This is a genomic window from Rhizobium sp. S163, from assembly GCF_030380805.1.
Taxonomy (GTDB): Bacteria; Pseudomonadota; Alphaproteobacteria; order Rhizobiales; family Rhizobiaceae; genus Rhizobium.
Genome location: NZ_JAUDSA010000003.1, coordinates 1205995 through 1224028 on the forward strand (window position 1 = coordinate 1205995; position 18034 = coordinate 1224028).

The 18034-nt window shown below is 63.2% G+C and carries 16 protein-coding genes; 7 read left to right on the forward strand and 9 right to left on the reverse strand.

Features of this window, described 5'->3' with window-relative positions:
• Positions 1-245: 245 nt before the first annotated feature.
• Both sbmA and QTL96_RS06145 read right to left on the reverse strand, forming a co-directional pair.
• Complete coding sequence (gene sbmA / locus QTL96_RS06140; protein WP_289727064.1) at positions 246-1511, reverse strand: peptide antibiotic transporter SbmA; 1266 nt, start codon at positions 1509-1511, stop codon at positions 246-248.
• A 123-nt stretch (positions 1512-1634) separates the two neighbouring features.
• Positions 1635-2819, reverse strand: coding sequence for a YbfB/YjiJ family MFS transporter (locus QTL96_RS06145; protein WP_289727065.1), 1185 nt, complete (start codon positions 2817-2819; stop codon positions 1635-1637).
• 151 nt (positions 2820-2970) lie between these two features.
• Between QTL96_RS06145 and QTL96_RS06150 the strand changes: the two genes are divergently transcribed.
• A complete protein-coding gene (locus QTL96_RS06150; RefSeq protein WP_289727066.1) occupies positions 2971-3552 on the forward strand; it encodes a PadR family transcriptional regulator in 582 nt (193 codons plus the stop codon).
• 104 nt (positions 3553-3656) lie between these two features.
• On the opposite strand, the gene map is transcribed toward QTL96_RS06150, so the two are convergent.
• The 5 genes from map to QTL96_RS06175 form a co-directional block, all read right to left on the reverse strand.
• Complete coding sequence (gene map, locus QTL96_RS06155; protein ID WP_047506259.1) at positions 3657-4415, reverse strand: type I methionyl aminopeptidase; 759 nt, start codon at positions 4413-4415, stop codon at positions 3657-3659.
• 113 nt (positions 4416-4528) lie between these two features.
• On the reverse strand, positions 4529-5590 hold the full coding sequence (locus QTL96_RS06160; RefSeq protein ID WP_018897289.1) for an LLM class flavin-dependent oxidoreductase: 1062 nt from the start codon (positions 5588-5590) through the stop codon (positions 4529-4531).
• Between the two features lie 336 nt (positions 5591-5926).
• Positions 5927-6388 carry an SRPBCC family protein gene (locus QTL96_RS06165; RefSeq protein WP_112536870.1) on the reverse strand — a complete coding sequence of 154 codons (462 nt, stop codon included), beginning with the start codon at positions 6386-6388 and terminating at the stop codon, positions 5927-5929.
• Between the two features lie 98 nt (positions 6389-6486).
• Positions 6487-7746 (reverse strand): RNA polymerase sigma factor, encoded by a 1260-nt coding sequence (locus tag QTL96_RS06170; RefSeq protein ID WP_289727067.1) that lies wholly within the window; start codon positions 7744-7746, stop codon positions 6487-6489.
• On the reverse strand, positions 7743-8117 hold the full coding sequence (locus tag QTL96_RS06175) for a YciI family protein (protein ID WP_018897284.1): 375 nt from the start codon (positions 8115-8117) through the stop codon (positions 7743-7745). The genes QTL96_RS06170 and QTL96_RS06175 overlap by 4 nt, the downstream gene beginning before the upstream one ends.
• Positions 8118-8308: 191 nt before the next feature.
• Between QTL96_RS06175 and QTL96_RS06180 the strand changes: the two genes are divergently transcribed.
• From QTL96_RS06180 to QTL96_RS06190, 3 genes are all read left to right on the forward strand, one after another.
• Positions 8309-8554, forward strand: coding sequence for a DUF3302 domain-containing protein (locus tag QTL96_RS06180; RefSeq protein WP_289727068.1), 246 nt, complete (start codon positions 8309-8311; stop codon positions 8552-8554).
• Entirely contained in the window at positions 8551-9492 is a 942-nt protein-coding gene (locus QTL96_RS06185) for an efflux RND transporter periplasmic adaptor subunit (protein WP_289727069.1), read from the forward strand. Before QTL96_RS06180 ends, QTL96_RS06185 begins: the two co-directional genes overlap by 4 nt.
• Before the next feature lie 110 nt (positions 9493-9602).
• Positions 9603-10634: an acyltransferase family protein gene (locus tag QTL96_RS06190; protein WP_289727070.1), complete on the forward strand. Its 1032-nt coding sequence runs from the start codon at positions 9603-9605 to the stop codon at positions 10632-10634.
• 298 nt (positions 10635-10932) lie between these two features.
• Here the strand turns inward: QTL96_RS06190 and QTL96_RS06195 are convergent, their stop codons facing one another.
• Positions 10933-11340, reverse strand: a complete 408-nt coding sequence (locus QTL96_RS06195) for an OsmC family protein (RefSeq protein WP_289727071.1) — start codon at positions 11338-11340, stop codon at positions 10933-10935.
• Between the two features lie 81 nt (positions 11341-11421).
• Positions 11422-12915: a glycerol kinase GlpK gene (glpK, locus tag QTL96_RS06200; RefSeq protein WP_289727072.1), complete on the reverse strand. Its 1494-nt coding sequence runs from the start codon at positions 12913-12915 to the stop codon at positions 11422-11424.
• A 254-nt stretch (positions 12916-13169) separates the two neighbouring features.
• On the opposite strand from glpK, the gene QTL96_RS06205 reads away from it, so the two are divergent.
• From QTL96_RS06205 to xdhB, 3 genes are all read left to right on the forward strand, one after another.
• Complete coding sequence (locus QTL96_RS06205; RefSeq protein ID WP_111562945.1) at positions 13170-13946, forward strand: 3-hydroxybutyrate dehydrogenase; 777 nt, start codon at positions 13170-13172, stop codon at positions 13944-13946.
• Between the two features lie 33 nt (positions 13947-13979).
• Positions 13980-15446: a xanthine dehydrogenase small subunit gene (gene xdhA, locus QTL96_RS06210; protein ID WP_289727073.1), complete on the forward strand. Its 1467-nt coding sequence runs from the start codon at positions 13980-13982 to the stop codon at positions 15444-15446.
• Positions 15447-15663: 217 nt separating this feature from the next.
• Positions 15664-18003: a xanthine dehydrogenase molybdopterin binding subunit gene (xdhB, locus tag QTL96_RS06215; RefSeq protein ID WP_289727074.1), complete on the forward strand. Its 2340-nt coding sequence runs from the start codon at positions 15664-15666 to the stop codon at positions 18001-18003.
• Positions 18004-18034: the final 31 nt, after the last annotated feature.

Below are 18034 nucleotides of genomic sequence, written 5' to 3' on the forward strand. Positions count from 1 at the left end.
GGGCATCTCCCCCACAGGTGGGGAGATCGGCTGGGCGCGGCCACTCGCTCCACGTCAATTGTTTGGCGAAAACCTCACCACGAGTCGATCTCCCCCCTTGTGGGGGAGATGCCCGGCAGGGCAGAGGGGGGTATCCCGGGCACAGGGCAAACCGTGGACTCACCCCGCAAACGCACCCCCGCAAAAACAAAAAACGCCGCGCATCCAAGACACGCGGCGCCTCCCAAACCCAACCTCACACCAAACTAGCCGTCGGCGTGAATAATCCCCTGCTCACGCTCCAGATAGCGCTGATCGATATCCGGCAGCGGCTCGCCGTCGATGGCGGATTCGAAGGTGCGCAGGCGCTTGTAGATGGACAAGAGTTCGACGATCGTCGTCCACGAATTGACGAGATACTGGAACGAGCCGCGCACCTGGTCGAAGACGTTGTTGATCTGCGTGAGCAGGCCAAGCGTCAGCTTGCCGGCGACGATCGACGGGACCAGCACGATCAGGCTGAACAGGTTGTCGGCCTGCAGGTAGAAGATGCGGGCGACGTTGAAGTACATGTAGTGGAAATAGAGCCGGAAATAGTTACGGCGGACATTGGCGAAGAGCTCGGCCACCGTCGGCGGCGTCGCGCGGTCGGCGTGGTCCTCGCCGTAGACGAGTTCCTTGCGGTAGGAGGCCTCGACGCGCTGGTTGCGGAATTCAAGGCCCGGCAGCTTGATGCCGACGAGACCGAGGAACACCGTGCCGAATACCGACCAGAAGATCGCCGCCCAGACCAGCGCATGCGGGACATCGCCGATCAGCGGCAGTTCGGTGATGCTGGCGCCGATCTTGAAGAGAACCGGCAGGAAGGCGATCAGCGTCATGACCGAGCTGACCAGGCTGACGCCGAGGCTTTCGACCGTCGACGAAAAGCGCATCGTGTCTTCCTGCACACGCTGCGAGGCGCCTTCGATGTGGCGCAGCTTCGGCCAGTGGGCCATGTAGTATTCGTTCATCGCCGTGCGCCAGCGAAAGATCCAGTGGCTGACGAAGAACAGGTTAAGCACGCCGACGGTGATCGCCACGAAGGCAATGCCGGCAAAGCCGAGCATGCCGAGATAGAGCTGCGAGGCGGTGACCGGCGCGGTCTTTGCCAGCGCCTGCTGGATCAGGTCGTAGAACGGACCATACCAGGCATTGATGGCGACGCTGACCTGCACCGAGAAATAGGTGTTGAAGATGATCAGCGCCGAGCCGAGCACCGACCACATCTGCCAGCGATGCGGGCTGTAGGTGAACCAGAAGCCCGCGAAGATGGCGACGAAGACGATGTAGTAGATGTAGAACCACAGGAACGGCGTCGACCAGAACACGGACACGCCGATCGGCGCTTCCTGACCGGGGCTAAGCGGCGGCAGGCCGATCGCGGCGCCGAGGCTGGAGCCTCCGAAATACCAAAGGAGAACGCCGATGAGCGCCCAGACGACGGCCGATGTGAAGAAGAGTTTCGGCTTCGGGAAGTAGGATAGAAACACGGGTGGGATTGCTTTCCTGAACGAGTGTCTTCGCAAGCTCTATAAGAGCGATTGCGCCGGAAATTAAGGCAGTTCGCGGAAAGCGGCAATGGCCTGACGCCATTGTTACGCAATTGTAACCGCTTAGGAGAGCTTCTTGATCACAGGCATGACCATGATGGCGCAGACGACAAGCGCTACGGCCGCCACATAGGTGGGCGCGACGAAGCTTCCCGTGTGCTCGGCAAGCGCGCCGGCGACGATCGGGCCGACGATCTGGCCAAAGCCGAAGGCGGCCGTCATCATCGCGAAGGCCCGACGCGGACTTGAAGGCACAAGCTTGCGGCCGATCTGCAGCCCGTAGGCGGTAATCGCCAGGAAGGTCGCGCCGAACAGCGCGCCGCCAATCAGCGGCGCGACGGATGGCGGCAGCATGACGGTTGCGAGCACGCCGAGCGCTTCGACCAGAAGAGCCGCGACATAGATCCAGCCGAGCCCGAGCGGCCGCACCAACGGCTTCCACGCAAACAGCGCGATGGCGGATGTCAGTCCGGCGATGAACCAGCAGAGGAATTCGACGACGGCACCTGATGCCGCCATGCGGGCGATGGTGACGAGGAAGGTGGCGGTGATCACATAGCCGAAGCCGAACAGCCCGTAAGAGAGCGTGACCAAGAGCATCGGCCGGCTCCATGTGATCGGCGGCTCCTTGCCGGTCTGCCCGCTGACGACGGGCCCCGAAGGCAAAAGCAGCCAGACGAGCACGAGGCTGATCGCCGAATAGATCGCCCCGCCGATCCAGTCGATCCGCCAGGCATCCGGGCCGCCATGCGCGACGAGCCCGATGACGAAGACCATCACCGACGACAAGGCGATCCCCGCCCCCGGCCCGCCGAAATGCGCCGATTGCACATGGTCGTTGCCGGCGGCAGCGCCGTGGCTGAGGACGATGGACGAGGTGAAGATCATCGCGAATGCGCTGGCGAGGCCGGCGAGAAAGCGGATGACGGCAAAGAGCATGACGGAATGGGTCATGGCCATCGCGGCGAGCAGGATGGCATTGGCGAGAAGTGCCGACAGCGCCACCTTGCGCTCCCGCCCCGCCGCCCAGCCATAGGCGGCGAGAACCGCGCCCACGAGATAACCGACGAAATTGGCGGATGCGACGAAGCCGGCATCGGCGGCCGACAGCGGCACGCCGCTCATCATGCCGGGAAGGATCGGCGTGTAGGAAAAGCGCCCGAAACCCATGGCCGCCGCCATGGCGATCATTCCGGCCAGAGCCGTGCGAAACAGGGGTGCATGAGGGAGTTCATTGCGAGCCAACATGGCTCGCTTATCGCGCCGCACACGGTGAGCCGCAATCAAGATTTTCTGATGAACCCATCAATTCCGGAAATTTTCGGTGCGCCCTTGAAACGCCATATCTTACGATATATGTTTTACGACATAATCAACGATACATCATAAGGAGTGATCGATGAGAGGTTTTAGAGGTGGAATGATGGGTGGCGGTGGCTTTCGCATGGGGCGGAAGTTCGCGGCAGGCGACCTGCAGCTGGTCATCCTGGCGCTTTTGGCCGAACAGCCGCGCCACGGTTACGAGCTGATCAAGCTCTTGGAAGAGCGCTCCGGCGGCTTCTATGTCCCAAGCCCCGGCGTCATCTATCCGGCGCTGACCTATCTGGAAGAAACCGGCCTCGCCGAGGTCGAGGCGGAGGGCACGAAGAAGCTCTACCGCATCACCGAAAGCGGCCGCAAACAGGTCGAGGAGAACAGTTCCATGATCGAAATGACGCTTGGAAAGCTGGAGCGCATCGGCGAGAAGATGGCGCATGTGCGCCGCATCTTCGATCCGGAGAGCCGCGGCCCGGAAAGCTATGGCAGGGAACGCGAGGAAGAAGCCTTCCCCGAGGACAAGAGCGAAGTCGTCGCCGCGCGTATGCTTTTGAAATCGGCGTTGAAGCTGCGCTATCCATGGTCGAAGGACGAGGCCAAGCGCATCGCCGGCATCCTCGAACGCGCCGCCGCCGAAATCCTGCAGCAGCCCAAGCAAGACTAAGCACGACCGGCTTCACAGAGCCAAACGGAAACGCCCTGCTCTCTGAGCAGGGCGTCTCGCATTATAGGTCCGTTATATCGTAAGACAGATCGTCGAAACCGGTTTTACGCCTGCCCGTCCGGCAGCGTCAGGATCATCGGCCCGTTGCGGGTCGCGACCACGGTATGTTCGTATTGCACCGTCGGCGCCTGCGGATCGGCATAGAGCGTCCAGGCATCGTCGCCGCCTTCGGCCCATGTGGCGCCGAGCGACAGGAAGGGCTCGACGGTGAACACCAGTCCATCCGTCATGATCCGCTTTTCGGACGGATCCGGCCATGTCGAAAGCTCGCCCGGCTCCTCGTGCAGCGAGCGGCCGACACCGTGGCTGGCGAGGTTCGCCACCAGCGTATAGCGGTTCTTGGCCGCGAATGCGCCGATCGCCTGGCCGATCTTGGCCAGCGGCTCGCCCGATTTCACCTGGTTGAGACCGACCCAAAGCGCCCGCTTGCCGTCACGGCAGAGCTTGTCCAACTTCGATTTCGACGGCGGCACGACGAAGGAGGCGCCGGTATCGGAGAAGAAACCGTCCTTTTCGGCCGACACATCGATATTGACGAGATCACCAGGTCGGATGACGCGCGAACCGGGAATGCCGTGCGCGATCTCCTCGTTGACGCTGATGCAGGTTGCACCGGGAAACTGGTAGCAGAACTCCGGCGCCGAACGCGCACCGGCACTTTCGAGCACCTTGCGGCCGATATCGTCGAGCTCCTGCGTGGTGATCCCCGGCTCCATGGACGACGCCATGATCTGGATCGCGTTGGCGCAGATGCGGCCGATCTCTTTGAGCTTCAGGAGTTCGTCTTCAGTCTCGATAATCATGAAATTCCGTTTCCGGCCCTAAGGTTACGGCCGGTCGGCCGGCTCTCGAATCTGGAACAGAACACGACGCCCGGGGAAATCCAATTCATCCTTTACGCCATGAAGCTCCTGCTTTAGGCGCTGGCTTTCGCCCCTTCGCCGCTCTCAGTCAATGCCTTTCTGACGATCGGCGCGACTTTCGTGCCGTAGAGTTCGATCCCGCGCATGATCTGGTCGTGCGGCATCAGCCCGATCGCCATCTGCAGCAGGAAGCGATCGTTCTTGAAGAGCTTGTGATGCGCGATGATCTTCTCGGCCACCACTTCAGGATCGCCGACGAAAAGCGCCCCCTTCGGCCCGCGCGAGGCGTCGAAATGCGGGCGGCTGGTCGGCCCCCAGCCGCGCTCGCGGCCGATCCGGTTCATCACTTCCGCCTGCGGCCCGTAAAATTGGTCGGCCGCCGCATCCGTGGTGTCGGCGACGAAGCCGTGGACGTTGATCGATGTCTTGAGCTTGGCCTGATCCTGCCCTGCCCGCCTTGCCGCCTCGCGGTAGAGATCAAACAGCGGCGCGAAACGATGCGGCTCGCCGCCGATGATGGCAAGCGCCACCGGAAGCCCGAGCGCACCCGCGCGCGCCACCGACTGCGGCGTGCCGCCAACCGCGATCCACACTGGCAAAGGATCCTGGAACGGCCGGGGATAAACCCCACGCCCGTTGATCGCGGGCCGCATCTCGCCTGACCACGTCACCGCCTCGCTGTCACGAAGGGCGAGCAGAAGGTCGAGCTTTTCCTCGAACAGCTGGTCGTAATCCTCGAGATTATAGCCGAACAGCGGGAAGGATTCGATGAACGACCCCCGCCCCGCCATGATCTCGGCGCGGCCGTTGGAAAGAAGATCAAGCGTCGAGAATTGCTGAAACACCCGCACCGGATCATCGGAGGACAGCACGGTGACGGCGCTCGTCAGCCGGATGTTCTTGGTCTTCACCGCGGCCGCCGCCAGCGCCACGGCCGGCGCAGACGCCGCATAATCCGGCCGGTGATGCTCACCCAGCCCGAAGACATCGAGCCCCACCTGATCGGCAAGCTCGATCTCCTCGATCAGATGCTTCAACCTCTCGGCCCCTTCCGCCCCCTTGCTCCTCGAAGGATTGGGGTTGACGTCTGCGAAGGTATAAAGGCCGAGTTCCATGGCGTGCATCCCGTTGAAATCTTTAGATTGCAGATAAGGATGGCCGAGGTGGGGCGCAATGACAAATTCTAGAACGGATCGTTCGATAAAGTTGATGGGATGATGTCAGCGCACCACCAAATCCGACTCTCATTTCAACCACTTCAAAGCCTGAACGGAATCATCCTGCGAACCGCCTCATACGCCGCATGAACCGAAGACCTCCCTCATTCCTGTCCTTGTGACAGGAATCCAGCCGACGCGCGTCCGCGCGGCGAAAAGAGTCTTCTGCGATCAAGGACTTGATCGCGCTGGATCCCGGCACAAGGCCGGGATGAGGGTGAGGCGCTCTCCAAATCACATCCGCGCCAGAAGCTCGGCGAGCTGATCGGCGCACTTGCCCCAGCCTTCGTGAAAACCCATTTCCTCGTGGGTCTTCTTGTCCTCGGCGGTCCAGTGCACGGCCGTTGCCGTGTATTTGGTACGGCCGTTGCCGAGATCCTCGAGTAGCACGGTCGCCGTCATGAACGGCTTTTCGGATGGCACCCAGGCGCTGGTATAGGCGTCGGTGAAGACCAGCTTCTCGTTTTCGATCACTTCGAGATAGACGCCGCGATTGGGAAACTCTTGGCCCTCTGGGCTGCGCATGACAATCAGGTTGGCGCCGCCGGCGCGCACGTCGAGCTTGGCGTCCGATATCGTCCACGGACGCGGCACGAACCACTCCTTCATCAGCTCGGGATCGGTCCAGGCCTTGAAGATCTTTTCGCGCGGCGCATCGAATTCGCGGACGAGAATAAGCTCGTGCATGGCGGTCATGTGTCGTCTCCTGTTTCGTGAAACCTGTTCTTGATCAGTCTGTTACAAGAACGTGTGAGATGTCGCCGATCCGACAAGGCGCAAGGTGATTTTCGCAATTATTTCACCGCCGGCAGCGCCGGCTCCATCTTCAGGCTGTCGATCTGCCGGCGGATATGCGCGGCCTCGGGTGCCGAATGCGCCAGCGCGATCGCCCGATCGAAAGCCTCGCGCGCCTCACGCGGGCGGCCGATCTGCTTCAACAGCCCGCCGCGCAGACCGTGATAATAGAAATAGCCGTCGAGCTTTTCACCAAGCGTCTCCACCAGCGTCAGCGCCTCGCCCGGCCCTCTGAGCTTCGACACGGCAACCGCGCGGTTGAGCGTGATAACAGGAGACGGCTGCATGCGCTCCAGGGCGCGGTAGAGCAGCTCGATCTCCTCCCAGTCGGTATCCTCGGCCCTCTTGGCCCGCGAATGCAGCGCGGCGATTGCCGCCTGAAACTGATAGCTCCCCGGCTGCCTGTGGCGGATCGCCTTGTCGAGCAGCGCCAGCGCCTCGTTGATCAGTTCGCGGTTCCAGAGCGACCGGTCCTGATCCTCCAGCAGTACGATCTCGTTGTCGGCGCTGAAGCGTGCCGGCCGCCGCGAGATCTGCAAGAGCATCAGTGCCAGGAGCCCCATCAGCTCCGGCTCGCCGGGGAAGATGCGCAGCAAAAGCCGCGCCAGCCGGATCGCCTCGTCGGAAAAGGCGCAGGCCTCCGCCTTGGGATCGGCCTGGCTATAGCCCTCGTTGAAGACGAGATAGATCATCGTCGAGACGATCGACAGCCGCTCGGCCCGCTCCGCCGCATCCGGCGTCTCGAAGGGAACGCCGGCCTTGGCGACGCGCGCCTTGGCCCGGGTGATCCGCTGCTCCATGGCGCTCTCGCCGACCAGGAAGGCCCGGGCGATCTGCTGCACCGAGAGACCTGAGACGATCCTGAGCGCCAGCGCGATCTGCTGCGTCGCCGGCAGGTCGGGATGGCAGCAGATGAAGAGCAGGCGCAAAATGTCGTCGCGATAATTGGACGTATCCAGCCGCTCGGCGATATCGCTCTCGGCATCCTCGGTGTCGGAGATCAGCTCCTCATCCGGCAGCGCCTGGGTCTTCGAGCGCTTGCGCACCGCGTCGATGCCGCTGTTGCGGCCGACGAAGATCAGCCAAGCCGTCGGATCGCGTGGCGGCCCCTTGTCCGGCCAGGTTCTGACAGCGCGCAGGCAGGCCTCCTGGAAGGCCTCTTCCGCGATATCGAGATCGCGGAAGTATCTGAGCAGCGCGCCGAGCGCCTTCGGCCGGGCGGATGACAGCGTAACGTCGATCCAGGCAATGTCTGTCATGTCGCACTCTCTCCCGGCCGGAACACGTAGAACGGCCTGATTTCATAGGATGTAGAGCCGGGATTGACCGACGAAAGCTCCTTGGAAAAGGCAACGGCCTCCTCCAACGTGTCGAAGTCAACCACGTAGAAACCGAGCAGCGCTTCCTTGGTCTCGGCAAAAGGCCCGTCGAGCACCAGCGGCTCCTCCTTGCCCTTGCGCACCGTGGTGGCCGCCGTCGTCGGCATCAGCCGGCCGACAGGCCCGAGCTTGCCGCTTTCGGCCAAGGGCGCCTGAACCGCATAAAGCTTCGCCATCACGGCGTCCTCTTCCTCCTTGGTCCAGGAGAAAACCCGCTCTTCATCGGCATAGCAAAGGATCGCATACAGCATCTCATACTCCTCTTCCTCAATGACGAAGGAGTAACCCGCCCGCCGACAGGGCGCAGCAAAAAATTGCGGCGGTCAGGGCTCGCGGTCGGGCGGGGCCGGATGCAGCAGCGGCCATTTACCGTTGCGTACTTCCGCGCAAGCACCACCGCATGGTCTGTTGCGGTCGATCTTGACCCGCAGGGAGACCCCGCATGAGCGCCGTCGATATTTTCGCGTGGATCGTGCTGATCGTGCTGGCGGCCAGCACGCTTGCGGTCATTCTCTTCCTGGCGATGCTGCCCGGCATGATCGCCCGCAGGCGCAATCATCCCTGGGCCAAGGCCGTCAGCGTCGGCGGCTGGGTGACGCTGCTGCTCGGCTTCACCTTTTGGCCGCTCGTCGTGATCTGGGCCTATGTCGACGTCCCACGCGTGCCGGATGCGGAGAAGAACCGATGATCGTCGTTCTCCTCAACGTCTATCTGGTCATCCTCTTCCTGCTGGTGAAGCTGAAGATCGTGCCCTTCAACCTTTTCTGGAAGGTATCGCCGGCGCTGGTCTTCCTGCTTCTCCTGATCGGCCTGTTCATTCCGATGGGCTGGGGCGCACCGCAGGGCGCGGCATTGGTCGTGCGCAATTCCGTGGCGATCGTCCCCAATGTGGCCGGCGAGGTCATCGATGTCCCCGTTATCGCCAACACGCCGCTGAAGGCGGGTGATGTGCTTTTCCGCATCGACCCCGTGCCCTACCAGGCCAGGCTCGACGCCCTGAAGGCGCAGCTCGAACTCGCCACGCTGAGGCTCTCCGAGACGACGCGGCTGCAGACCACCGGCGCCGGCCGCGGCTTCGACGTCGAGCAAGCACAGGCGCAAACCGACCAGCTACAGGCCGAGATCGCCGAGGCGCAGTGGAACCTCGACAAGACGGTGGTCCGGGCGCCCGCCGACGGCTACGTCACCAATCTCGCGCTTCGCAAGGGCGCCCGCGTCAGCAGCCTGCCGCTGGCGCCCGTCATGGCCTTCATCGATACGGCGGACACGATCATTGGCATCGAGATCGCGCAGATCAACGCGCGCTACATCACCCCCGGCCAGCCGGTCGAGATCACCTTCAAATACGCGCCGGGCAAGGTCTATCCGGGCAAGGTGGAGAGCGTGCTGCAGGCGGTGGCAAGCGGCCAGACGCAGACCTCGGGCCTCGCCGTGGCACCCAAGGAGATCGCCTCCCTGCCGCTTGCCGTTCGCATCAGGCTCGACGACAGGGACGCCGCCGACGTATTGCCGGCCGGCAGCACCGGCGATGCCGCGATCTACACCGATCACGTCACGCCGACGCACATCATCCGCAAGGTGCTACTGCGCCAGATCGCAATCACCAACTACGTCAATCCGTTCTGAGCGCCTCCCACAGAAGACAACTGCGGATAGCGGCCATAAATTTCTGCTATCCCACGTTTTCGCCACAATGCCCCCTTCAATTTGCTGCAATGCAAAATGGAGGACGGCGCTTGGAGCAGCGGCAGGAGAAGACCCGTATCGAATGGCTCGATATCGCCAAGGGCATGTCGATCATCCTGGTGGTGATCTATCACACCCTGCTCTACCACCAGTTCCACGCCATAGCACCTGATCTCTACGCACGCTTCAGCGCCATCATGACGCCGATCCGCATGCCGCTGTTCTTCACGGTGTCCGGCTTCCTGGCGGCATCGGCCATGCGCGCGCCGTGGAGCGATTTCCTGCGCCGCAAGATCTGGCTGCTGGTCTACCTCTTCGCCATCTGGAGCACCGCCCGCTGGCTGTTCTTCCGATACGTGCAGCAGAACGCGCTCGTGCCTACGGAAGGCAGCGATCCCTATCAGCTGCTGGAAATGTGGTGGGCGCCGAATACCGGCATCTGGTTCATCTGGGCGCTCGCCATCTTCATGGTCGCCACCAAGCTGCTGCAATCGACGCCGCATGCGATCACCATCGCGATCGCCGCCATCGTCTCGGTCCTCACCTTCGGCGACCATATATCGATCGATCTCTTCACCCATCGCAACGTGCTGCAGTATTTCGTCTTCTTCCTCTTCGGCTGCTGGTATGGGCGATCGGTCGTGCACCTCATCACCGCCCGCCCGTTTCTGACGGCGATCGGCGGCTTCCTGCTGTTCTCGGCGCTCTATGTGCTGCGTTGGCGGCTGCAGGCCGTCGACAAGGGCAGCTGGGCGCTCGCCTCCTCCATCGCCGGCCTCGCCTGGCTCTGCGGCACGGCGGTGCTCCTCTCGCGCTGGGAGAGCGTGCGCAACGCTTTCGCCTATTTCGGCCGCAACACGCTGCCCGTCTACGTCACCCATGTGATGATCGTCTCGCTCCTGGTCGCCACCATCGCCACCGCGATCGGTGCCAGCGCAACGCTCGGCTATCTCACCGCGCCGCTGGTGGTGGTCATTGCCATCGGCCTGTCGCTGGCGATCCGCGCCGTGGCCGACCGCAGCGGTGCCGGCTGGCTGTACTCACCGCCCGCGAAACGCCAGCGGCAGGTGGTTGCGGCGTAAAGCCTAGAGCCTTTCCTGGTTAGCTTGAAGCATTCTGCCGGAGCAGGTTTTCGTCAGGGCAAAGGCGATTGGCGAAGGGCATACCCCAGGTACGGTCGAGCCGATCGCCTTTAATCCTGGCGGAAAGATGCCCGGCCCCTAGCCGGTTTGCGAAGCAAACCAGCGGGGGTTGGCTGAAACGGGCCGCCTGATCGACCGGCCGGCTTGGCCGTATGCGTTGGCTACGACGCGCGCCGGCCGGTCGACCATACGACTCCGTTTGAGCCAACAGAATGCTTCAATCTAACCCGGAAAGGCTCTAGCGCACCGCCTCGATCGAGACGGCAACGCCCCGCTGAAGCGAGTTGCTGACCATGCAGCTCGCCTTGGCCTTCTCGATCACCGCGTCGGCGCTGGAGCCGTCGGCCATTTCGCAGGCAACCTGCATATGCGCGGCGGTCGTCACCAGCGGGCTGCCATCGAGCTCCACGGTGACAGACACCGCGATGCTGCCGAGCTCGCACCCCATCTCTTCGGCGACATAGCGCAGGTCGTTGCAGAAGCAGCCACCGAGCGCCAGCGCCAGCAGCTGCGCACCGTTGAAGCCGAGCCCCTGCCCGCCCGCCTTGCCCTGCGGCCTGTCGACGACGAGCGTATGGCCGCCGGCCCATCCCATCGCCGCCTGGGTTCCCGCGACATTGCGCAGCTCGACCGTCATCGACACCATGCCCGCTCCTCCACATGTCAAGATTGGCAGGCATTGTAGAACGATCGGCGGAGCCGTCAAAGACGCCGCCGGCGCGCCGCGTCAGGCGTCGCTGAGCGTCCGCTTCACCGCGCTCCGCCAGCCCTTGAGCTTCGCCGCCCGCGTCTTCTCGTCCATATCGGGCTCGAAGCGATTGTTGCGCTTCCAGTTCCTCGCAAACGCTTCTTTGTCGGGCCACACACCCGCCCGGCTGCCGGCGAGCCAGGCAGCACCCAGCGCCGTGGTCTCAAGGATCACGGGGCGATCGACCGGCGCGTCGAGAATGTCGGCCAGCCGCTGCATCGTCCAGTCCGAGGCCACCATGCCGCCATCGACGCGCAGCACCGTCTCGTCGACGCCGCCCTTCCAGTCCTTGTGCATGGCGTCGAGCAGGTCTCGCGACTGGTAGCAGACGGCCTCAAGTGCCGCGCGCGCAAATTCCTTCGGCCCGCTGTTGCGCGTCAGGCCGAAGATCGCGCCGCGGGCGTTCGCATCCCAGTGCGGCGCGCCGAGCCCGGTGAAGGCAGGCACCAGATAGACCTCCTGCGAGGGGTCGGCGGCATCGGCCAGTTCGCCGGTCTTCGACGCGCTGTCGATGATCCCGAGCCCGTCACGCAGCCATTGCACGGCCGCACCCGCGATGAAGATCGAGCCTTCAAGCGCATAGGTCGTCTCGCCGTCCAGCCGGTAGGCGATGGTCGTCAGGAGCCGGTTTTTCGAGCGCACCATGTCGGCGCCGGTGTTGAGCACGGCAAAGCAGCCAGTGCCGTAGGTGGATTTCATCATGCCGGGCTCGAAGCAGGCCTGGCCGATCGTCGCCGCATGCTGGTCGCCGGCAACGCCCAGGATAGGGATCGCGGCGCCGAAGATATGAGGCTCGGTAACGCCGAAATCGGCCGCGCAATCCTTCACCTCGGGCAGCATCGCCGAGGGAACGCGCAGGATCTCCAAGAGGTCCTTGTCCCATTCGTTGCTGGCGATGTTGTACATCAGCGTCCGCGACGCATTGGTGGCGTCGGTCACGAAGCTCTTGCCGCCGGTGAGCCGCCAGATCAGAAACGTGTCGATCGTGCCGAAGCAGAGCTCGCCCTTGGCCGCGCGCGCCCTCGCCCCCTTCACATTGGCCAGCATCCAGGAAAGCTTGGTGCCGGAGAAATAGGGGTCGAGCAGCAGGCCGGTCTTCTTCGTGAACGTCTTTTCCAGATCCTGCTTCTTCAGCTTGTCGCAATAGCTCGCGGTGCGGCGGTCCTGCCAGACAATGGCGTTGTGGATCGGCTTGCCGCTCTCGCGCTCCCAGACGACGACGGTCTCGCGCTGGTTGGTGATCCCGAGCGCCGCGATGTCCTTGGCGCTGATCTTAGCCTCGCGGATCGCCATCTTGATGGTCGAAACGACGCTGTCCCAGATCTCCTCCGGATCATGCTCGACCCAGCCGGATTGCGGATAGATCTGCTTGAATTCCTTCTGGCCCGCGCCGGCGATCTTCATCTCGCCATCGAACACGATCGCCCGCGTCGACGTCGTCCCCTGATCGATCGCCAGTACATACCCCGCCATTGTCATCCTCCCATGAGCTGCTTCGGATTGAATGAATAATGCAGGCAAACGAATGTGAAAAGAAACAAAAGTGAAATTCCTTTTCCGTCAGCCCTCTCCTGCTTCACTCGCGTCGCGCGCTAGATTGCGTGGTGAGACTATCCGCGCAAGACCGATAAACAAGGTTTCCACCTTCTATCGTAGCCAATTGCCAGCCCAACCGATTCCGGACTACGCTCCACACAACCGCGTCGCAGGGCAAATCGGAGAACCTCATGGCCAGAACAGTCGTCGTCACCGGATCCACCAGCGGCATCGGTCTCGCGATCGCTACCGCATTCGCCGGCAAGGGTGACAACATCGTCCTCAACGGCTTCGGAAAGCCCGAGGAAATCAAGGGCATAACCGAAAGGCTTGAATCACTCTCGAAGGCAGGCGTCATCCATCACCCTGCTGATATGACCAAGCCGGAGGAGATCGCCGATCTCATCGCCACCGCCGCCAAGACCTTCGGCGGCGTCGACGTGCTGGTCAACAATGCCGGCATCCAGCATGTCGAGAAGATCGAGGATTTCCCGATCGACAAGTGGGACCAGATCATCGCGATCAATCTCTCCAGCGCGTTTCACACGATGCGCGCGACGATCCCGCTGATGAAGGAGAAGAAGCACGGGCGCATCATCAATATCGCCTCGGCGCACGCCCTCGTCGCCTCGCCGTTCAAATCCGCCTATGTCGCGGCAAAGCATGGTATACTCGGCCTGACGAAGACGGCCGCACTTGAGCTTGCCGAAACGGGCGTGACCGTCAACGCCATTTGCCCGGGATACGTGCTGACCCCGCTGGTGGAAAAGCAGATCCCGGATACCGCCAAGGCGCGCGGGATGACCGAGGAACAGGTCAAGACCGAGGTGATCCTGAAAGCGCAGCCGACGCATGAATTCGTCAAGGCCGAGGAGATCGGTGCCTTAGCGCTTTATCTCGCCAGCGACGAGGCCCGCCAGGTGACAGGCACCCACATCTCGATTGACGGGGGCTGGACGGCGGCATAACCATTTTAAATAAAGAGAAAAACCGGGAACGACATGACCGACAGCATCCGCTTTATCCTGAACGGCGAAGACGTCACGCTGAAAGACGTCAAGCCTACCGAGACGCTTCTCGATTTCCTGCGGCTGAAGCGCCGGCTGACGGGCACGAAGGAAGGATGCGCCGAGGGCGACTGCGGCGCCTGCACGGTTCTGGTCGGCCGGCTGATCGACGGCAAGTTGCACTATGAATCCGTCAATGCCTGCATCCGCTTCATCGGCTCGCTGAACGCCACCCATGTCGTCACTGTCGAGCATCTGGCCGCGAAAGACGGCACGCTGCATCCGGTGCAGCAGGCGATGGTCGACTGTCACGGCTCGCAATGCGGCTTCTGCACCCCAGGGTTCGTGATGTCGATGTACGGATTGTGGCTTTCAAACAGCAACCCCGATCGCGCCGAGATCGAAAAGGCGCTGCAGGGCAATCTCTGTCGCTGCACGGGCTACGAGCCGATCGTCAAAGCCGCCGAGCAGGTGGCGAGGACGCGGCCGAGCGCACTGTTCGACCCGCTGGAGCGCACCCGCTCCGACATCGTCGCAAGATTGTGGGCGATGCAGGGATCGGGCACCATCTCGATCACCTCGGGCGAGGACCGTCTGCTGGTGCCGGGCTCGCTGGAGGCGCTGGCGCGCATTCTGGCCGACGAGCCGAAGGCGACCATCGTCGCCGGCTCGACCGATGTCGGGCTGTGGGTGACCAAGCAGATGCGGGCGCTGAACCCGGTAGTCTTCATCAACCATCTCCAGGAATTGCAGACGATCACCTCGGGCGAAGGCGGCATCACCATCGGCGCCGGCGTGACCTATACCCGCGCCTTGGAGACCATCGCCAGCAAGGTCCCGACGCTTGGCCGGCTGATCACCCGCATCGGCGGCGAGCAGGTGCGCAACATGGGTACGATCGGCGGCAACATCGCCAACGGCTCCCCGATCGGCGACAGCCCGCCGCCGCTGATCGCGCTCGGCGCCACCGTCAAGCTGCGCTCGACGGAGGGCACGCGCATGCTGCGGCTGGAGGATTATTTCATCGACTACGGCAAGCAGGACCGCCGCCCCGGCGAGTTCGTCGAAAGCCTCTTCGTGCCCTACCCGGCCGAAGACACGCATTTTGCCGTCTACAAGATCACCAAGCGCCGCGACGAGGACATCACCGCCGTGCTCGGCGCCTTCTATCTGACGCTGGACGAGCAGGGCGACGTCAACGATGTGAGGATAGCCTTCGGCGGCATGGCCGGCACGCCCAAACGCGCCCGCGCCGTCGAAAACGAACTCATCGGCCGGCCGTGGAATGAAGAGACGATCGAGGCGGTGAGAGACGCCTTCGACGCCGACTTCCAGCCGCTTTCGGATTGGCGGGCGACGTCGGAGTATCGGCAGCTGACGGCGAAGAATTTGCTGACGCGGTTTTATCTGGAGACGACGGGTGCGCCGGCTGAGTTGCGGCGGTTCGAGGAGGTGGCGTGATGATTGCTGATATGCAGCGTTGTGCCGTGCAGCCCCCTCATCCGACCCTTCGGGCCACCTTCTCCCCTATGGGGCGAAGGGAAGATGGCGCGAGCGGCCCACCCCGAGTCTCTTCTCCCCAACGGGGAGAAGGTGCCGGCAGGCGGATGAGGGGGCCACGCGGCACGCCCTCAATAATCACCCACCCCCAAACACCCACCACAGGAGGCAACCCCTGATGGACAAGTCTGCCTTCCCCGACCCCACCTTCATCATATCAGGCCCGATGCACGCCTCGCGCCGCCATGACAGCGCGCACAAGCACGTCACCGGCACGGCCGATTACATCGACGACCTTCCGGAGCCTGCAGGCCTGCTCCACGGCGCGCTCGGCCTGTCGGACCGGGCACATGCCGAGATCGTCGGCATGGACCTCTCCGAAGTCGCCGCCACCCCCGGCGTCGTCTGGGTCTTCACCGGCAAGGACGTGCCAGGGATTAACGACGTCAGCTCCAACGGCAGCCACGACGAGCCGTTGCTCGCCGAAACAAAAGTCGAGTTCCACCAGCAGCCGATCTTCGCCGTGATCGCCGAGACCCGCGACATCGCGCGCCGCGCCGCCCGCAAGGCGAAGATCGAGTATCGCGACCTCGCCCACTGGAGCGACATCGATGGCGCGCTGGAGAACGGCGGCGCGCTGGTCACCAGCCCGATGACGCTGAGCCGTGGCGAGGCGAAGAGCGAGATGGCAAACGCCGCCCGCCGGCTGAAGGGCCAGATGCGGATCGGCGGCCAGGAGCATTTCTATCTCGAAGGCCAGATCGCCATGGCCATTCCCGGCGAGGACGACGAGGTCGCCGTCTGGTCCTCGACCCAGCATCCGAGCGAGATCCAGCACATCGTCGGCCATGTGCTCAACATCCCCTCCAACGCCGTGACGGTCAACGTGCGCCGCATGGGCGGCGGCTTCGGAGGCAAGGAAACGCAGGGCAACCAGTTCGCAGCCCTCGCCGCCATCGCCGCCAAGAAGCTGAAACGATCAATCAAGTTCCGCCCCGACCGCGACGAGGACATGGCAGCCACCGGCAAGCGTCACGACTTCATGGTCGATTACGAACTCGGCTTCGACGAGGAAGGTCGCATCCACGCAGTCGACGCCACCTATGCCGCCCGCTGCGGCTTCTCGTCTGACCTGTCGGGTCCGGTCACCGACCGCGCGCTGTTTCATGCCGACTCGAGCTATTTCTACCCGCATGTGCACCTGACCTCCAAGCCCCTCAAGACCCACACGGTCTCCAACACCGCCTTTCGCGGCTTCGGTGGCCCGCAGGGCATGCTGGGGGCCGAGCGTTTCATCGAGGAAATCGCCTATGCCGTCGGCAAAGACCCGCTTGATATCAGAAAACTGAATTTCTACGGCCAGCCCGGCTCCGGCCGCACGCTGACGCCGTATCACCAGGAGGTCGAGGACAGCATTCTCGAGCGGATCGTTGGCGAGCTCGAGGAGAGCGCCGATTACCAGGCGCGGCGCCGAGAGATCATCGAATTCAACCGCGACAGCCGTTACATCAAAAAGGGCATCGCGCTGACGCCGGTGAAGTTCGGCATCTCGTTTACGCTCACCGCCTTCAACCAGGCCGGCGCCCTCGTCCATGTCTACCAGGACGGCTCGATCCACCTGAACCATGGCGGCACCGAGATGGGCCAGGGCCTTTATACGAAGGTAGCGCAGGTTCTGGCCGACAGCTTCCAGATCGATATCGAGCATGTGAAGATCACCGCGACGACCACAGGCAAGGTGCCCAACACCTCGGCGACCGCCGCCTCCTCCGGCACCGACCTCAACGGCATGGCAGCCTATGACGCCGCCCGCCAGATCAAGGAACGCCTCGTCGCCTTCGCTGGCGAAAAATGGGACGTCCCGGTCTCCGAGATCGCCTTCCTGCCCAACCGGGTGCGCGTCGGCAACCAGGAAATCCCCTTCCCCGACTTCATCCGCCAAGCCTATTTCGCCCGCGTCCAGCTATCGGCCGCCGGCTTCTACAAGACCCCGAAGATCCACTGGGACCGCGCCGCCGGAAAGGGCACGCCCTTCTATTACTACTCCTACGGCGCCTCCTGCACCGAAGTCTCGATCGACACGCTGACCGGCGAATACCTGATCGACCGCACCGACATCCTCCACGACGTCGGCCGCTCGCTCAACCCCGCCATCGACATCGGCCAGGTCGAGGGCGCCTTCGTGCAGGGCATGGGCTGGCTGACGACGGAAGAACTCTGGTGGGACGCCAAGGGCCGCCTGCGCACCCACGCCCCCTCCACCTACAAGATCCCACTCGCCTCCGACCGCCCGAAGATTTTCAACGTCAAGCTGGCCGAATGGTCCGAAAATGCCGAACAGACCATCGGCCGCTCCAAGGCCGTCGGCGAACCACCCTTCATGCTGGCGATCTCGGTGCTGGAAGCGCTGTCGATGGCGGTGGCGAGTGTGGCGGATTACAAGGTCTGCCCGAGGCTGGACGCGCCGGCGACGCCGGAGCGGGTGTTGATGGCGGTCGAGCGGATGAAGGCGGTATGATTGGGAATGTGGGGTTTGGTGGGTTTGCTGG

Coding starts and splice junctions, on each gene's coding strand:
- QTL96_RS06185 (WP_289727069.1), top strand. CDS start 8,551: ATGATCGTCGTTCTCCTCAACGTCTATCTGGTCATCCTCTTCCTGCTG.
- QTL96_RS06165 (WP_112536870.1), bottom strand. CDS start 6,388: ATGACCGCCATGCACGAGCTTATTCTCGTCCGCGAATTCGATGCGCCG.
- QTL96_RS06150 (WP_289727066.1), top strand. CDS start 2,971: ATGAGAGGTTTTAGAGGTGGAATGATGGGTGGCGGTGGCTTTCGCATG.
- QTL96_RS06180 (WP_289727068.1), top strand. CDS start 8,309: ATGAGCGCCGTCGATATTTTCGCGTGGATCGTGCTGATCGTGCTGGCG.
- QTL96_RS06205 (WP_111562945.1), top strand. CDS start 13,170: ATGGCCAGAACAGTCGTCGTCACCGGATCCACCAGCGGCATCGGTCTC.
- xdhA (WP_289727073.1), top strand. CDS start 13,980: ATGACCGACAGCATCCGCTTTATCCTGAACGGCGAAGACGTCACGCTG.
- xdhB (WP_289727074.1), top strand. CDS start 15,664: ATGGACAAGTCTGCCTTCCCCGACCCCACCTTCATCATATCAGGCCCG.
- map (WP_047506259.1), bottom strand. CDS start 4,415: ATGATTATCGAGACTGAAGACGAACTCCTGAAGCTCAAAGAGATCGGC.
- QTL96_RS06170 (WP_289727067.1), bottom strand. CDS start 7,746: ATGACAGACATTGCCTGGATCGACGTTACGCTGTCATCCGCCCGGCCG.
- QTL96_RS06160 (WP_018897289.1), bottom strand. CDS start 5,590: ATGGAACTCGGCCTTTATACCTTCGCAGACGTCAACCCCAATCCTTCG.
- QTL96_RS06195 (WP_289727071.1), bottom strand. CDS start 11,340: ATGGTGTCGATGACGGTCGAGCTGCGCAATGTCGCGGGAACCCAGGCG.
- glpK (WP_289727072.1), bottom strand. CDS start 12,915: ATGGCGGGGTATGTACTGGCGATCGATCAGGGGACGACGTCGACGCGG.
- QTL96_RS06175 (WP_018897284.1), bottom strand. CDS start 8,117: ATGCTGTATGCGATCCTTTGCTATGCCGATGAAGAGCGGGTTTTCTCC.
- QTL96_RS06145 (WP_289727065.1), bottom strand. CDS start 2,819: ATGTTGGCTCGCAATGAACTCCCTCATGCACCCCTGTTTCGCACGGCT.